Raw genomic sequence first — 14807 nt, 5'->3', positions numbered from 1 at the left:
ACTCGGCGGCCGGACGAGCGCGGGAGCGGCCTACTCCGGTGCGATCTCGGCGATGAGCGTCTCGACCCGGCGCCGGATGTCGTCACGAATGCCGCGGACCGGCTCGATCGGCTGACCGGCGGGGTCGTCCAGCTCCCAGTCCTCGTAGCGCTTGCCCGGGTAGTACGGGCACGCGTCACCACAGCCCATCGTGATGACGACGTCGGCTTCCTGCACCGACGCGTCGTCGAGTAGACGGGGCTGTGCGGCGCTGATGTCGATGCCTTCCTCGGCCATCGCGGCGACGGCGACCGGGTTGAGCTGGTTGCCGGGCATCGACCCGGCCGAGCGTACGTCCACCCGGTCGCCGGCGAGCGCGGTGAGGTAGCCCGCGGCCATCTGAGAGCGGCCGGCGTTGTGCACGCACACGAACAGCACGGTCGGACGGGTCATGAGACCTTCTCCTCGGATCGGGGACGGCGCGCGAGAGCGACGTAGACGAGCGCCACGAGCACGGGGACCTCGATGAGCGGGCCGACGACGCCGGCCAGAGCCTGTCCGGAGGTGGCGCCGAACGTGCCGATGGCGACCGCGATCGCCAGCTCGAAGTTGTTGCCGGCGGCGGTGAACGCGACGGTGGCGGTGCGGGCGTAACCGAGGCCCACGAACCGCGCCGCACCCCACGCGAGGGCGAACATGCCGAGGAAGTACCCGAGGAGCGGGAGCGCGATCCGGGCGACGTCCCACGGCGAGCGGGTGATCGCGTCGCCCTGCAGCGCGAACAGCAGCACGATCGTGATCAGCAGACCCCAGAGCGCGAGCGGGCTGACCCGAGGAAGGAAGCGCTCCTCGTACCACTCACGTCCCCGGCGGCGTTCCCCGAGAACCCGAGTGGCGAACCCGGCGGCCAAGGGCACTCCCAGGAACACGAGCACGCTCAGGCTGATCGCACCCACGCTGAACTCGGCCGACGTGGTGGGCAGCCCGAGCCAGGAGGGGAGGACCTGGAGATAGAACCACCCGAGGGCGGCGAAGGCGACGAGCTGGAACACGCTGTTGACCGCCACCAGTACCGCGGCGGCTTCGCGGTCACCGCAGGCGAGGTCGTTCCAGATCAGCACCATCGCGATGCACCGCGCGAGCCCCACGATGATGAGGCCGGTGCGGTACTCGGGGAGGTCGGGCAGCAGCGACCACGCGAGGGCGAACATCAGCGCCGGCCCGACGAGCCAGTTCAGCGCGAGCGACAGCACGATCATCCGTCGATCGCCCAGCACCACGCCCATGCGGTCGTAGCGCACCTTCGCGAGGACGGGATACATCATCACCAGCAGACCGATCGCGATCGGCAGGCTCACCGAGCCGATCTCCACCGCACTGAGTGCGTCGTCGAGGCCGGGGACGGTGCGGCCCAGCAGCAGCCCGAGCACCATCGCCGCGCCGATCCACACGGGCAGGAAGCGGTCGACGGTCCCGAGCCGTGCCGTGATCGTCTCGGTGTGCGCTGCGCTCATGCGGACTTGACCGCCCGGATGATGGCGCCGTGCATCTGCGGCACCGCCTCGTGCGTGAATTCGACCTCCACGTCGGTGAAGCCTACGGCCGCGAGCCCGGTGAGGTACTCAGCGCGGCTGAGCGCACCCGCGATGCATCCCGCATACGAGCCTCGAGCGGCGCGTTCCTCGGGGCTGAGATGGTCCTCGGCCACGACGTCGGAGATGCCGATGCGGCCGCCGGGAACCAGGACGCGGTACATCTCGCGGAGCACCGCGGGCTTGTCCGTCGACAGGTTGACGACGCAGTTGGAGATGACGACGTCGACCGAGGCGTCGGGCAGGGGGACGTCCTCGATCGAGCCTTTGAGGAACTCCACGTTCGTCGCCCCGGCCTTGTCCGCGTTGGTGCGGGCGAGATCGAGCATCTCGTCGGTCATGTCCACGCCGTAGGCGAAGCCGGTGGGGCCGACGCGACGGGCCGAAAGCAGGACGTCGATGCCGCCGCCGGAGCCGAGGTCGAGGACACGCTCGCCGGGGTTGAGTGCCGCTACCGCGTGCGGATTGCCGCAGCCGAGGCTTGCGGCGACCGCTTCGGCTGGGAGGGTGCTCGCCTCGTCCGCGGAGTAGAGACCGGCGCCGAAGCGGGCGTCGACCTGGACATCGGTGCCGCCGCAGCACGAGGAGTCCTCAGTCGCGTCGAGCACGTGCTCGTTGGGCGCGCCGCCCGCGACTCGCACGGCCGCCGCCGCGTATCGCTGCCGCACCAGTTCCTTGACATCGTCCGCGTTCATCGTGGCCCCTTCGATCGATGGTTGTCGATGCATCGACCTTCTTCGATATATCGACGTTTGTCAATCTGTGTGGCAGGATGGTCGGCATGAAGGCCGACCTGCCGCTCCTCGACGACTCGTCGTCCGTGTGCTGCGCTCCCGTGCTCGCGCCGTCGTTGACGGAGGAGGAGGCAGTGCGCTTGGCGGCGATGTTCAAGGCGCTCGGCGACCCGACGCGCGTCCGGCTGCTGTCACTGATCGCTGCCGCTGAAGGCAGTGAGGCCTGCATCTGCGACCTGACCGAACCGGTCGGGCTGAGCCAGCCGACCGTCTCGCACCACATGAAGAAGCTCGGCGACGCCGGCCTCGTGGAGCGCGAACAGCGCGGACGCTGGGCGTTCTACCGGGTCGTTCCCGGGGCCCTCGACCACCTCGCCGAGGCGCTCACCCCGCGCTGACGCCGCTGCGCTCGGCTTTGCCGCATCAACGTCAGACTCGGTTCACCTCGCGCCGACTCCACCCGACGAGCCCCAGGACGAGGCCGGCGGCACCGACCGCGGTCAACGCCCAGACGGGAGTCCAAGCGACGTCCTCCACGGGGTAGCGCGTCAGGTGGCCGAAGACGTCGAACTCGGCGGCGAACTTCGGCAGGTCCAGCAGCTGGCCGAAGTTGGACATGAACGCGGCATAGCCGATGATCAGCCAGCCGACCGGGCTCGCGGCGCGCGGTAACCACCCGAACAGGGCGGCGGTGATCCCCACCACCGCCAGCACGGCGGGCGCCTGATGGACGCTGGCGAGGATGAGCTCGTCGACGTAGTGGCCGCCGTCCGTGAGGACGAGGACGGCGCCGACGGCTGTCCCGATCCCGACCGCGAGGAGGATCGCCATGAGCCCGCCGAGCAGTACACACAGATGCGAGGCGAGCCAGCGCGTACGGCCCACCGGGGCCGACAGGGCGAGTTCGGCGCGACCGCGAAGCTCCTCGCTGCGAAGCTGCCCCAGGGCGCTCACTCCGGCCGCTGCGACGAAGATGGCGAGGAAGAGGCCCCTGAAGGCCAGGTAGCCGAGCACCATCGCGTCACCGGGGAACAGCTGGTGGAACTCCTCGGGGAGATCGTCCGCCGCGTCGACCAGCGCCTGGGCGTAGCTTCCGAACATGAGCGCGGCGAGCACGAGGCCGATGCCTCAGCCGCGCAGACCTCCTCGCAAGACCCGCGCGGCAAGCCCGAGCGGAGTCCCCAGCGCGGGCTTGGCCTCGCTCCGGCCGAGCCGAGGCGCGAGAAGGCCGGCTCCCACGTCACGCGTCGTCGAGAGCCAGAACCCCGCGCCGGTGAGTGCTGCCGCGAGGACGAGCAGCAGGAGCAGCGGCCACCACCGATCTTCCACGTAGGGTGCGGTCTGCTGGGCCCAGCCCAGTGGGGAGAACCACGACAGGGTGCTTCCTCCGGCCTCGCTCATGTCGCCGCCCATGCGGATCAGGTACGCCAGCGCGAGCAGCCCGCCGGCCATCGCGGACGCGCCTCGCGAGGACTCGCTCAGCTGCGAGGTGACCGCCGCGACGGCGGCGAAGAACACGCCGACCGCGACGCCGGCCGTCGCCACGAGTGCCGACCCGGCCGGGGCGAAGCCGGCAGCGAGGGTCGCTGCGAGCATCAGGACGCCGATGGCGACGTTCGCGATCGCGGTGAGCAGGAAGGCCGCGGTCAAGGTCGCATGCCGGCCGACGACGTTCGCGCGCATCAGTTCGGCTCGGCCGCTCTGCTCCTCGGCCCGGGTGTGCCGCACGACGGTGAAGGCGCTCATCAACGCGATGAAGATGTAGCGGAACAAGGCGTAGCCGGCGGAGAAGAACCGCGCGTAGGTCGGTTGCTCCATGCCGAACGCCGGCCCGGTCATGAGCCGGCCGACCGGATCGGACAGCATCCCGGCGAGCTGGGCGAGCTGGGCCTCATCACGTGCGACTGTCCGAACCGCCAGTGAGAAGTAGAGCGTCAGGAGCCCGATGCCGACGACCCAGGAGCTCAAACGCACGCGATCGCGTCGCAGCATGAAGCGCAGCAACGTCCACGCGCCGACCGTGGCCGATGCGTCCGAGGTCTCCACCAGTCGGTGCGCCGGCGGCAGCGTCGCCGAGGCGGTCACTGGCTCGGCCCTCGGGTCGCCGTGACCGCCGGCGTCGTAGGCCGTTCGATCGAGTCGCCGTAATACCGCATGAGCAGCTGCTCGAGGGTCGGCGGATGCGCGACGATCGAGGTCACGCCCAAGGGCGCCAGCTGTCGCATGACCTCGTCCACATGTTCGCCGTCGACGTCGAACGCGATGCGCTCGCCGTGGACCCGCATGTCGTGAACCCCGGTGATCTCGGCGAGCCCGTCGGCGGGCTGCGTCGTGTGGACCTCGATGGTCGTCCGGGTCACGTGCCGGAGTTGCGACAGGGAACCGGACTCGACGATACGTCCGGCGCGCACGATCGAGATCCGATCCGACAGGGCTTCGACCTGAGCGAGGATGTGGCTCGACAGCAGGACGGCGCGCCCCGCCGACTTCGCCTCCCTGATGACGTCCTGGAAGACGACCTCCATCAGCGGGTCGAGGCCGGCTGTCGGTTCGTCCAGGAGCAGGAGGTCGACGTCGGCCGCGAGAGCCGCGATCAGCGCGACCTTCTGCCGGTTTCCCTTGGAGTAGGTGCGTGTCTTCTTCCGGGGATCGAGGTCGAAGCGTTCGATGAGCTCGTCGCGTCGACGCCGGTCATAGGAGCCGCGAAGTCGGAGGAACATGTCGATGACCTCACCGCCGCTGAGGTTCGGCCACAGTTCGACGTCGCCGGGAACATACGCGAGGCGCCGGTGCAGTTCGACCGCATCGCGCCAGGGATCGCGCCCGAAGACGCTGACGGTGCCGGCATCCGGCCGCAGCAGACCCAGGAGGATGCGGATCGTCGTGGACTTACCGGCGCCGTTCGGACCGAGGTAGCCGTGCACCTCGCCCGGGGCGATCTCGAGATCGAGATGATCCAGAGCCCGGACCGGACCGAAGTCCTTGACCAGGTCGCGGGTGTGGATGACCGGGGTGGTGTCAGTCATGAGTCCCTCGTTCTTCTGCAGAGGTGGAAGGGGGAGTGGCCTGGTTCATGAGCTGCTCGTACAGCTCGGCGTTGAAGACGGGCTGCGTGTAGAGCTCGATCAGGGCTGCGACGTACGGCAGCAGATTCTCGGGCGGGTCGTCGATGATGCTGGCGCCGAACTGCCGTCGGACCTGCTCGTGCAGCAGGAGCATGCCGAAGGAGGACAGCAGCAGGATCACGGCCCGGTCCCGGCGGTTGCGGCTCGGGTACATCAGGCCGATCGCTTCGGCTTCGGCCATGTAGCGGAGCGAGTCCTCGACGAGCCGGTCGAAGAGCTCATCCATCTCGGGTCCTCCCGCGAGGAAGGCGCGGAGGAGGTACTTCACGAGGTGTCGGTTCTGCTGCATCAACTCGACGAAGCGGTTGCGCGGTATCGGCGTGGCCTGTCTGACCGACTCCGTCTTGGTCCGCTGGAACTCCTCGGCGACGTGTCGATCGCACGCGACGCGGAGCCCGGCCTTGGAGCCGAAGTGGTGGAGGATGAGCGGCGTCGAGACGCCGGCCTGCTCGGCGATCTGCTTCAACGTGACGCCGTCGAAGCCGTGCTCGCCGTACAGTCCGATCGCAGCATGGAGGATTCGTTCGGATGCCGGGACGTCCTCCGCCGTGACTGCTGTGACTCCGCGCCGTGAGCCGCCGTACCGGTAATCCACTGGCCTTCTTCTTCGTCGTCGTGATCGAGGGCTGAACGGGCGTTCAGTGGCTCGGATCCTCACGGTAAGCGCCCCGAAGTGGGGTGGCAAGAGGCCTGAATTCCGAGGGCGTTCCGTTCAATCGAGGGGGTCTAGATCGCGGGCATGTCGTGATGCGGACGCGCCGGCCCAGGCGACCGACTTTTGGCCAGTTGTGGCCCGGCCGACGCCCCGGTGAGGGCCGCAACTGGCCAAAAGCCGGGGGAGGGCCGCAACTGGACAAAAGTCGCGAGAGGGGCGGCTGTCGCGCCCGTTACGCGAACTCCGGTGGTGCGGGCCACAGGGGTTTGGCAGCTCTTGCCTGAATCGGCGGACAAGCTCGGACTTTTTTGACCATGCATGCCAAAGTGCTGCTCCCCTAGCCTCGACGCATGCGCATCGTGATCGCTCTCGGCGGCAACGCCATGACGTCCAGTGACGGCAGCGCGCGCCCCGAAGACCAGCGGGCCGCGATCCGCCTCGCGGCGCGTCCGATCGTCGACCTCGTCGCCGACGGCCATGACGTGCTGCTCACCCACGGCAACGGCCCCCAGGTCGGCAACCTGCTCACCAAGAACGAGCTGACCGCCGGCCAGGTCCCGCCGGTTCCGCTCGACTGGTGCGGCGCCCAGACGCAGGCCACGATCGGCATGCTCATCATCAACGCGCTGGACGAGGAGTTCGCCGAGCGCGGCCTCGACCGCCGGTCCGCCGCCGTCGTCTCGCGCACGCTCGTCGACGCCGACGACCCGCGCTTCTCGTCGCCCACCAAGCCCATCGGCCGCTACCTCACCCGCGAGGACGCGCAGCCGCTCATCGACAGCGGTCAGCAGTTCGTCGAGGTGCCCGATCGCGGCTGGCGTCGCGTCGTCGCCTCGCCCACGCCGCGCGAATGCCTCGACAGCCCCACCGCCATCGCGCTGATGGACGCCGGCTTCGTCGTCGTCTGCTCCGGCGGCGGCGGCATCCCCACGGTCAAGGACCGCACCGGCGCCTTCGTCGGCGCCGACGCCGTGATCGACAAGGATCTCACCGCGTCGCTCATCGCTCAGCAGGTCGACGCCGACATGCTGATCATCGCGACCGACGTCGACTCGGTCATCGCCGACTGGGGCACGGCCTACGCCAAGCCCATCGGCGAGGTGACCGCGGCGGAGATGCGCTCGATCGCGGCCGACCAGGACTTCGCCGCGGGCTCGATGGGGCCCAAGGTCGAGGCCGTCACGTCGTTCGCCGAGAGCGGCACCGGCGTCGGAGTCATCACCTCACTGGCCCGCATCGCGGCCGCCGCTCAAGGACTCGTCGGGACGCGCGTCGTTCCCGATCAGCCCAGCAACCCAACCAGGAAGGAAACGTCACATGCCCTCCGCAATTGAGGTCCGCAAGGTCCCGATCCACTCGGTCGCCGACGCCAGCGAGCTGGCCAAGCTCATCGACGACGGGGTCATGGAGGCCGACCGCGTCATCGCCATCATCGGCAAGACCGAGGGCAACGGCGGCGTCAACGACTACACCCGCATCATCGCCGACCGTGCCTTCCGCGAGGTGCTCGTCGAGAAGGGCTCCCGGTCGATCGAGGAGGTCCGTCAGGTCCCGATCGTGTGGTCCGGCGGCACCGACGGCGTGATCAGCCCCCACGCGACGATCTTCGCGACCCTCCCGGAGGACAAGGCGCCGAAGACCGACGAGCCGCGCCTCAGCGTCGGCTTCGCGATGAGCGAGCAGCTCCTTCCCGAGGAGATCGGCCGCACGCCGATGATCGAGAAGGTCGCCGACGCCGTCAAGGTCGCCATGGAGCGCGCCGGCATCACCGACCCGGCCGACGTCCACTACGTCCAGACCAAGACCCCGCTGCTGACGATCCACACCATCCGTGACGCCAAGAGCCGCGGCAAGACGGTCTGGACCGAGCACACGCACGAGTCGATGGACCTCTCGAACGGCGTCACCGCGCTCGGCATCGCCGTCGCGCTCGGCGAGATCGAGATGCCGACCGACGAGGACGTCATGCACAACCGCGACCTCTACTCGGCCGTCGCCTCCTGCTCCTCGGGCGTGGAGCTCGACCAGGCTCAGGTCGTCGTGGTGGGCAACGCCCGCGGCATCGGTGGCCGCTACCGCATCGGCCACTCGGTCATGAACGACGCGCTCGACCAGGACGGCATCTGGAACGCCATCCGCGACGCCGGACTCGACCTGCCGGAGCGACCGCACCACACCGATCTCGACGGTCGCCTGGTCAACGTGTTCCTCAAGTGCGAGGCCAGCCAGGACGGCCAGGTCCGCGGCCGCCGCAACGCGATGCTGGACGACTCCGACGTCCACTGGCACCGCCAGATCAAGGCCGCCGTCGGTGGCGTGACCGCCGCGGTCACCGGGGACCCGGCCGTGTTCGTCTCCGTCTCGGCCGCCCACCAGGGCCCCGAGGGTGGCGGACCCGTCGCCGCGATCGTCGACATGGGGAACGAGTGACCGACTCGACTCCCGCGTCCCACGGACCAGCGCCCCTCGACGGGGCGCTGGTCCTGGACATGACGCGGGCACTCGCCGGCCCGCACGCCGCGATGATGCTGGGCGACCTCGGTGCCCGCGTCATCAAGATCGAGAGCCCCAAGGGCGGCGACGACAGCCGCGGCTGGGGTCCGCCGTTCGTCGGCGAGGGCGAGGAACGCGAATCGACGTACTTCATGGCGGCCAACCGCAACAAGGAGTCGATCACCCTCGACCTCAAGGACGACGCGGACCGCGAGGTCATGACGCGGCTCGTCCGCCAGGCCGACGTGCTCATGGAGAACTTCCGGGTCGGCGTGCTCGACCGGCTCGGGTTCGGTTTCGACCGGCTGCACGAGATCAACCCGCGGCTCGTGATCTTGTCGATCACCGGCTTCGGGCACGACGGCCCCGAGGCCACCCGGGCGGGCTACGACCAAATCGCCCAGGGCGAGGCCGGGTTGATGAGCCTGACCGGCACGGAGGAACCGACCAAGGTCGGCGTGCCGATCGCCGACCTGCTCGCCGGCATGAACGGCGCGTTCGGCACGGTCGCGGCCCTCTACGAGCGTGAACGCACGGGCCGCGGGCGCGTGGTGCGCACGTCGCTCATCGCGAGCGTCGTCGGCATCCACGCCTTCCAGGGCACGCGGTGGACCGTGGCGGGCGAGGTGCCCGGGCTCTCGGGCTCGCACCACCCCTCGATCGCGCCGTACGGGCTGTTCCACACGGCCACCTCGCCGATCCAGCTGTCCTGCGGATCGGAATCGCTGTGGCAGAAGTTCGCGCCCGCCGTGGGCATCGACCCGGCCACCCCGCAGTTCGCGACCAACGGCGACCGCGTCGCGCATCGCGAGGAGCTCATCGAGCAGCTCGAGGGCATCTTCGCGACGCAGCCGGCCGAGCACTGGCTCGCACTGCTCGACGAGGCGGGCGTGCCGTCGGGCAAGGTCCGCACGCTCGACGAGGTCTACGCGTGGGAGCAGGTGCAGTCGCAGGGGCTGCTCATCGAGGTCGACCACGCCACGCAGGGTCGGCTTCGGTTGCCCGGTCCGGTGCTGCGCCTCGACGATAACGACTATGCCGGCGGCCGGCGCGAGAACATCGCGCCGCCGACGCTGGGTCAGCACAACGACTCGATCCGGCGCTGGCTGGACGAGATCGACGAGGAGGCCGCAGGGCCGCGATGAGCCGAGTGACGGGGCTGCTCCTGGCCGCCGGTGCGGGACGCCGCATGGGCGGGCCGAAGGCGTTACTGCGCACGGCCGACGGCACCCCGTGGGTGGCCGCCGCCAGGGCAGCCCTCGTCGACGGCGGCTGCGACGACGTCGTCGTGGTCCTCGGAGCCGAGGCCGACGCGGCGAGACCCCTCGTCGGGGACGCCCGTATCGTGGTCGCCGACGCCTGGGAGCGCGGGATGGGCGCCTCGCTGGCCGCTGGACTCGCCGCGCTCGAGACAGAATCCGTCGACGCGGCGCTCGTCCATCTCGTCGACCTGCCTGACGTGGGTGCGGACGTCGTCGCGCGGGTGCTCGCCCGGGCCACCGGGCCCTCCGTCCTCGCCCGCGCCGCCTATCGCGACCGGCCCGGGCACCCGGTGCTGCTCGGCCGCGACCACTGGCCCGAGCTCGCCGACGGTGATGGCGACGAGGGCGCCCGCCGCTATCTCGCCTCGCACGATGTCGAGCTGATCGAGTGCGGCGATCTCGCCACCGGCCTCGACAAGGACGGTCCGGAGGACCTCGACCCTAGGCTGGCGCCATGACCGCGGTACACGACGTGACCGAGCTGGCGCACCGGCTCGCCTCGACCGGATATCTCGCCGACACCGACCTGACGACCGTCGGCTACCTCGCCTTGACGATGCAGCGCCCGCTGCTGCTCGAGGGCGACCCCGGCACCGGCAAGACCGCGCTGGCCGAGGCGCTCGCCGACGCCTTCGAGCTGCCGCTCATCCGCTTGCAGTGCTACGAGGGCATCGATGCCCGGCAGGCGCTCTACGACTGGGACTTCGCTCGCCAGATCCTCCACCTGCGCACGCTGGAAGCCGCCGGCGGCGTGGACGATCCGCAGGCCGTCGAGGACTCCCTCTACGACGAGCGCTTCCTCCTGGCACGTCCGGTCGTGCGGGCGCTGCGCGAGTCGCCCGCCGTGCTGCTCGTCGACGAGGTCGATCGCGCCGACGACGAGTTCGAGGCGCTGTTGCTCGAGGTGCTGTCGACCTACCGCGTCTCGGTCCCCGAGCTCGGCACGATCAGCGCACCCCAGCCGCCGATCGTCGTGCTGACCTCCAACCGCACCCGCGACCTGCACGACGCGCTCAAACGCCGCTGCCTCTACCACTGGCTCGAGCACCCCACGCTCGAACGCGAGATCGCCATCGTCCGCGCGCGGATGCCTGACGTCAGCGAGAAGCTCGCCACCCGGATCGTCGAGGTGGTCCAAGGTCTGCGCTCCGAAGTCGGTCTCATCCGCGCTCCGGGCGTCGCCGAGACGCTCGACTGGGCGCGCGCTCTGCACCAGCTCGGCCACGACGACCTCGACGTGGACGCAGCAGCCGCCACCGTCGGCGTGGTCTGCAAGTACCGCGAGGACGGCGATCAAGTCCGCGCGTTCGTGGAGGCGACGGTGCGTGGCTGAGTCGCTGGCCTCCGATCGGCGCGACGAGATCGACCGGCTCGTCGGCTTCGTCCGTGCGTTGCGGTCGGCGGGAATCCGATCGGCCACCTCCACCGACTTCATCGAGGCGGTCGGGCTGCTCGACGTCGGCGCACGCGAAGACGTGTACCGAGCGGGCCGCGCCACGCTCTGCGACGACCCCGCCCAGCTCCCCGTCTACGACCGCGTGTTCGCGCGCTGGTTCGGTGAGACCGGTGTGGGGGAGCGGATGAACCCGATGACGGTCACGGTCGAGCGGCCGCTCGGTCTCGGCGCCGATGACGCCGCGTCCGGGGACGACGGCGACGCCGCCGACGCGCCGGCGCTCGCCTCGGCACGCGAACGGCTCGCGCATCGCGACGTCGCCGCCCTCGACGCACGTGAACGGCGGGAGCTGGCACGCGCCTTCGCGGCGTTGCCCGCCCGCCCGCCGCAACGACGCGGGCACCGCACCGCGCCGAGTCATCGAGGCTCGATCGACCTCAACCGCACCGCACGCGAGCAGTTGCGACGCGGCGGTGAGCCCGGGCCGCTCCTGCGCCGCGAGCGGCGCCCGCGCCCGCGGCGGGTCGTGTGGCTCATCGACGTCTCGGGCTCGATGAAGCCGTACGCCGACAGCTACCTGCGACTCGCCCACCGGTCCTTCCAGTCGGCGCCGCGCACCACCGAGGTGTTCACGATGGGCACCCGGCTGACGCGCATCACCCCGGCGCTGCGCCTGCAGGACCCGGACCGCGCGCTCGCGGCCGCCGGGGAACTCGTCCCGGACTGGTCCGGTGGCACGCGACTCGGCGACATGCTGCGCGCCTTCGGCGACCGGTGGGGACGGCGCGGCGTCGCGCGCGGGGCTGTCGTCATCATCGCCAGCGACGGGTGGGAGCGCGGCGACGCGCAGCTGTTGGGCGAGCAGGTCGCGCAGCTCCACCGCCTCGCGCACCGCGTCGTCTGGGCCAATCCGCACCGGGGCAAGGCGGGCTACGAGCCGATCCAGTCGGGAATCGCGGCCGCGCTGCCGTCCGTGGACCAGCTCGTCGCGGGCCATTCGCTCGCGACGCTCGCCGAGGTCCTGGAGCTGGCGGCGCGAGCATGAGGAGGGAGAACGATGCACGACATCCTCACTGACCTCGTCCGGGCGTGGGAGACCGGCGCGACGGTCGGCCTCGCCACCGTGGTGGGCACGGCGCGGTCGGCGCCGCGGCAACCCGGCGCCGCGATGGTGGTGCTGCCGGACGAGACGGTGGTCGGTTCCGTATCCGGTGGTTGTGTGGAGGGCGACGTCTACGAGCTCGCCCAGGCCGTCGTGGCCGACCGCCGTCCCGCCCTGCGTCGCTACGGCTACAGCGATGATCAGGCCTTCGCCGTCGGCCTGACCTGCGGCGGTATCGTCGACGTCTTCGTCGAGCCGGTCGACCAGCGCACCTTCCCTGAGCTCGGCGGCATCGCGGAGGACGTCGCGGCGGGCCGTCCGGTCGCGGTCGCCACCGTCGTCGCCCACCCGGACCCCGAGCGCGTCGGGCGCCACCTCGTGATCCGCCCTGACGGTGCGGAGGGGTCGCTCGGCTCCGCGCGGGCTGATGATGCGGTGCTCGACGACGCCCACGGGCTGCTCGAAGCCGGGCGCTCGCAACTGCTGCGCTACGGGCCGGAGGGCCAGCGCATGGAGACCGAGATGCAGCTGTTCGTCTCGTCCTTCCAGCCGCGCCCGCGGATGATCGTCTTCGGCGCCATCGACTACGCCGCCGCCGTCGCCCGCCAGGGCGCCTTCCTCGGCTACCGAGTCACGGTCTGCGACGCCCGGCCGGTCTTCGCCACCGACGCGCGCTTCCCCGCCGCCGAGGAAGTCGTGGTCGCCTGGCCGCACCGCTACCTCAAGGCCGAGGTCGACGCCGGCCGGATCGACAACCGCACGGTCATCTGCGTACTGACCCACGACCCGAAGTTCGACGTGCCGCTGCTCGACGTCGCTCTGCGGTTGGAAGGGTCGCAGCGCCCCTTCTACATCGGCGCCATGGGCTCGCGCCGCACGCACGACGAACGCATGGAGCGGCTGCGCGAGGCCGGACTCGGGCCGGATCTGCTCGCCCGCCTCCACAGCCCGATCGGCCTCGACCTGCGGGGACGCACCCCGGAGGAGACGGCCGTGGCGGTGGCGGCCGAGCTCGTCGCGTTGCGCTGGGGAGGCACCGGCAAGCCGCTCACCGACACCGACCAGTCCATCCACGCCGAGGGCTGACCCAGATTTGCGCCCAATCCGCTGACCCAGACCCCCGTCGGTTGACGGATGGCGCGCAAATCTGGGGTCTCCTCAGGCGGGATTGTCGGCGACGGACTGGATGGCGGGGGCGTACCAGCGCACCACCTCGTCGACGGGCGCGGACGCCAGCGGCTCGACAGCGACGACGTAGCGCAGGGTCGCCAGGCCGACCACCTGTGAGGCGATCAACTCCGCCCGCACCTCGCGGTCGGTGCCGTCGATGACCTCGCTCAGGGTCGCGATCAGCACGTCGCGCGGGACCAGGAGGATCGGCGGGTGGGCGTCGTCGCCGGCCATCGCTCCGCGGATCAGCGTGGCAATGACCTCCCGGTGCGGGTCCCACGAGCTGACGAACGTCCGCACCAGGCGCTCGCCGAGGCCCGGCACACCGTCATGGACCACGCCGGCCAGCTTCTCCAATGGATTGACCGGCAGTTCGAGCGATGCGACGAGCAACTGCTGCTTGGTGCCGAAGTAGTGCGCGACGAGACTCGGATCGACGCCGGCATCGGCCGCGATCGCTCGAACCGTCGTCCCGGCGAACCCCCGGACGGCGAACCTGCGTCGTGCGGCCTGGAGAATCGCGGCGCGGCGGTCGACCGTCTCGTCGGCGCGCGGCCGACCCCTTCGCCGTGGGGAGCTCACGCGGAGCGCCGGCGCAGGGTGAGCGAGGCGCCGAGCACGGCCGCGAGCGCGAACCCGACGAGAGCCAGCAGATCCACGAGCAGCTCGCCGCTGAACGCGTCCGACGTCGTGAGCTCGGTGAACGCGTCGGTGGCGTAGCTCATCGGGAGCGCCCACGAGAGGCCGTAGAGGACGTCGGGCATCTGATCGCGCGCGATGAGCAGGCCGCACAGGAGGATCTGCGGCACGATGACGAGCGGCATGAACTGCACGGCCTGGAACTCCGTGCGAGCGAACGCCGAGGCCAGCAGCCCGAGTGCCGTGCCCACCACGGCCCCGAGGACCGCGAACGCCAGCAGCGCCCACGGCAGTTCGATGTCGAGCCCCAGCACCCCGAGCGCGAAGGCACTCGTGAGGGAGGCCTGCACGAGTGCCGCGGCGGCGAACGCGAGGGCGTAACCGCCGATCAGCTCCCCACGGGCGAGCGGGGTGGTCAGCAGTCGCTCGAGCGTTCCGGACGTCCGCTCGCGCACCATCGTCACCGAGGTGACGAGGAACATGATGATGAAGGGGAACAGGCCGATCATCTGCGGCCCGATGCGGTCGAAGACCTGCGGCTGGCTGTCATAGACATACCGGAAGACCACCAGCAGCACCGACGGCATCGCGAGGATCAGCACGATGCTGCGTGCGTCGTGCGACAGCTGCTGAAGGACGCGCCGGGTCATGGCGAAAGTC

General features: G+C 70.5%; 17 protein-coding genes. 8 read left to right on the top strand and 9 right to left on the bottom strand.

Annotated elements, in window-relative coordinates; translation table 11 throughout:
- Window positions 1-30 precede the first annotated feature (30 nt).
- From EHW97_RS12800 to arsM, 3 genes are read right to left on the bottom strand one after another with little or no spacing between them, the layout of a single operon-like run.
- Window positions 31-432, bottom strand: coding sequence for an arsenate reductase ArsC (locus EHW97_RS12800; RefSeq protein WP_124237569.1), 402 nt, complete (start codon window positions 430-432; stop codon window positions 31-33).
- On the bottom strand, window positions 429-1493 hold the full coding sequence (arsB, locus tag EHW97_RS12795; protein ID WP_124237568.1) for an ACR3 family arsenite efflux transporter: 1065 nt from the start codon (window positions 1491-1493) through the stop codon (window positions 429-431). Before arsB ends, EHW97_RS12800 begins: the two co-directional genes overlap by 4 nt.
- On the bottom strand, window positions 1490-2266 hold the full coding sequence (arsM, locus tag EHW97_RS12790) for an arsenite methyltransferase (RefSeq protein ID WP_124237567.1): 777 nt from the start codon (window positions 2264-2266) through the stop codon (window positions 1490-1492). The genes arsB and arsM overlap by 4 nt, the downstream gene beginning before the upstream one ends.
- A gap of 86 nt (window positions 2267-2352) precedes the next feature.
- Here arsM and EHW97_RS12785 point away from each other — a divergent pair, with 86 nt between their 5' ends.
- A complete protein-coding gene (locus tag EHW97_RS12785; protein ID WP_124237566.1) occupies window positions 2353-2703 on the top strand; it encodes an ArsR/SmtB family transcription factor in 351 nt (116 codons plus the stop codon).
- 31 nt (window positions 2704-2734) lie between these two features.
- On the opposite strand, the gene EHW97_RS12780 is transcribed toward EHW97_RS12785, so the two are convergent.
- From EHW97_RS12780 to EHW97_RS12765, 4 genes are read right to left on the bottom strand one after another with little or no spacing between them, the layout of a single operon-like run.
- Window positions 2735-3421 (bottom strand): hypothetical protein, encoded by a 687-nt coding sequence (locus EHW97_RS12780; RefSeq protein ID WP_124237565.1) that lies wholly within the window; start codon window positions 3419-3421, stop codon window positions 2735-2737.
- Between the two features lie 12 nt (window positions 3422-3433).
- A complete protein-coding gene (locus EHW97_RS12775; protein ID WP_124237564.1) occupies window positions 3434-4390 on the bottom strand; it encodes an ABC transporter permease in 957 nt (318 codons plus the stop codon).
- Window positions 4387-5331 carry an ABC transporter ATP-binding protein gene (locus tag EHW97_RS12770; protein ID WP_124237563.1) on the bottom strand — a complete coding sequence of 315 codons (945 nt, stop codon included), beginning with the start codon at window positions 5329-5331 and terminating at the stop codon, window positions 4387-4389. Before EHW97_RS12770 ends, EHW97_RS12775 begins: the two co-directional genes overlap by 4 nt.
- Complete coding sequence (locus EHW97_RS12765; RefSeq protein WP_166367501.1) at window positions 5324-6025, bottom strand: TetR/AcrR family transcriptional regulator; 702 nt, start codon at window positions 6023-6025, stop codon at window positions 5324-5326. The genes EHW97_RS12770 and EHW97_RS12765 overlap by 8 nt, the downstream gene beginning before the upstream one ends.
- Before the next feature lie 410 nt (window positions 6026-6435).
- Between EHW97_RS12765 and EHW97_RS12760 the strand changes: the two genes are divergently transcribed.
- The 7 genes from EHW97_RS12760 to EHW97_RS12730 are packed head-to-tail and all read left to right on the top strand — an operon-like array spanning window position 6436 to window position 13424.
- On the top strand, window positions 6436-7419 hold the full coding sequence (locus EHW97_RS12760; protein WP_124237561.1) for a carbamate kinase: 984 nt from the start codon (window positions 6436-6438) through the stop codon (window positions 7417-7419).
- The gene (gene bar / locus EHW97_RS12755) at window positions 7403-8515 is read left to right on the top strand and encodes a barbiturase (RefSeq protein WP_124237560.1); all 1113 of its coding nucleotides are present in this window, start codon (window positions 7403-7405) and stop codon (window positions 8513-8515) included. The genes EHW97_RS12760 and bar overlap by 17 nt, the downstream gene beginning before the upstream one ends.
- Entirely contained in the window at window positions 8512-9723 is a 1212-nt protein-coding gene (locus EHW97_RS12750) for a CaiB/BaiF CoA transferase family protein (protein ID WP_279432319.1), read from the top strand. The genes bar and EHW97_RS12750 overlap by 4 nt, the downstream gene beginning before the upstream one ends.
- Window positions 9720-10298 (top strand): nucleotidyltransferase family protein, encoded by a 579-nt coding sequence (locus EHW97_RS12745; RefSeq protein WP_124237559.1) that lies wholly within the window; start codon window positions 9720-9722, stop codon window positions 10296-10298. Before EHW97_RS12750 ends, EHW97_RS12745 begins: the two co-directional genes overlap by 4 nt.
- Window positions 10295-11173 (top strand): AAA family ATPase, encoded by an 879-nt coding sequence (locus EHW97_RS12740; protein ID WP_124237558.1) that lies wholly within the window; start codon window positions 10295-10297, stop codon window positions 11171-11173. Before EHW97_RS12745 ends, EHW97_RS12740 begins: the two co-directional genes overlap by 4 nt.
- The gene (locus EHW97_RS12735; RefSeq protein WP_243696442.1) at window positions 11166-12281 is read left to right on the top strand and encodes a vWA domain-containing protein; all 1116 of its coding nucleotides are present in this window, start codon (window positions 11166-11168) and stop codon (window positions 12279-12281) included. Before EHW97_RS12740 ends, EHW97_RS12735 begins: the two co-directional genes overlap by 8 nt.
- Window positions 12282-12293: 12 nt before the next feature.
- Window positions 12294-13424 (top strand): XdhC family protein, encoded by a 1131-nt coding sequence (locus EHW97_RS12730; protein ID WP_124237557.1) that lies wholly within the window; start codon window positions 12294-12296, stop codon window positions 13422-13424.
- 72 nt (window positions 13425-13496) lie between these two features.
- On the opposite strand, the gene EHW97_RS12725 is transcribed toward EHW97_RS12730, so the two are convergent.
- A complete protein-coding gene (locus tag EHW97_RS12725) occupies window positions 13497-14090 on the bottom strand; it encodes a TetR/AcrR family transcriptional regulator (protein ID WP_124237556.1) in 594 nt (197 codons plus the stop codon).
- Window positions 14087-14797, bottom strand: coding sequence for an ABC transporter permease (locus EHW97_RS12720; RefSeq protein WP_243696441.1), 711 nt, complete (start codon window positions 14795-14797; stop codon window positions 14087-14089). The genes EHW97_RS12725 and EHW97_RS12720 overlap by 4 nt, the downstream gene beginning before the upstream one ends.
- Window positions 14798-14807 lie beyond the last annotated feature (10 nt).

It is taken from the genome of Aeromicrobium camelliae, assembly GCF_003850045.1.
Taxonomy (GTDB): Bacteria; Actinomycetota; Actinomycetes; order Propionibacteriales; family Nocardioidaceae; genus Aeromicrobium; species Aeromicrobium camelliae.
Note: the sequence above shows the minus strand (reverse complement) of the source record. Positions and strands in the feature narration are given on the sequence as shown.

What these genes read in the sequence shown, in the direction of transcription:
- EHW97_RS12800 (WP_124237569.1), bottom strand. Translation starts at nt 432, where the DNA reads ATGACCCGTCCGACCGTGCTGTTCGTGTGCGTGCACAACGCCGGCCGC.
- arsB (WP_124237568.1), bottom strand. Translation starts at nt 1,493, where the DNA reads ATGAGCGCAGCGCACACCGAGACGATCACGGCACGGCTCGGGACCGTC.
- arsM (WP_124237567.1), bottom strand. Translation starts at nt 2,266, where the DNA reads ATGAACGCGGACGATGTCAAGGAACTGGTGCGGCAGCGATACGCGGCG.
- EHW97_RS12785 (WP_124237566.1), top strand. Translation starts at nt 2,353, where the DNA reads ATGAAGGCCGACCTGCCGCTCCTCGACGACTCGTCGTCCGTGTGCTGC.
- EHW97_RS12770 (WP_124237563.1), bottom strand. Translation starts at nt 5,331, where the DNA reads ATGACTGACACCACCCCGGTCATCCACACCCGCGACCTGGTCAAGGAC.
- EHW97_RS12760 (WP_124237561.1), top strand. Translation starts at nt 6,436, where the DNA reads ATGCGCATCGTGATCGCTCTCGGCGGCAACGCCATGACGTCCAGTGAC.
- bar (WP_124237560.1), top strand. Translation starts at nt 7,403, where the DNA reads ATGCCCTCCGCAATTGAGGTCCGCAAGGTCCCGATCCACTCGGTCGCC.
- EHW97_RS12745 (WP_124237559.1), top strand. Translation starts at nt 9,720, where the DNA reads ATGAGCCGAGTGACGGGGCTGCTCCTGGCCGCCGGTGCGGGACGCCGC.
- EHW97_RS12740 (WP_124237558.1), top strand. Translation starts at nt 10,295, where the DNA reads ATGACCGCGGTACACGACGTGACCGAGCTGGCGCACCGGCTCGCCTCG.
- EHW97_RS12730 (WP_124237557.1), top strand. Translation starts at nt 12,294, where the DNA reads ATGCACGACATCCTCACTGACCTCGTCCGGGCGTGGGAGACCGGCGCG.
- EHW97_RS12720 (WP_243696441.1), bottom strand. Translation starts at nt 14,797, where the DNA reads ATGACCCGGCGCGTCCTTCAGCAGCTGTCGCACGACGCACGCAGCATC.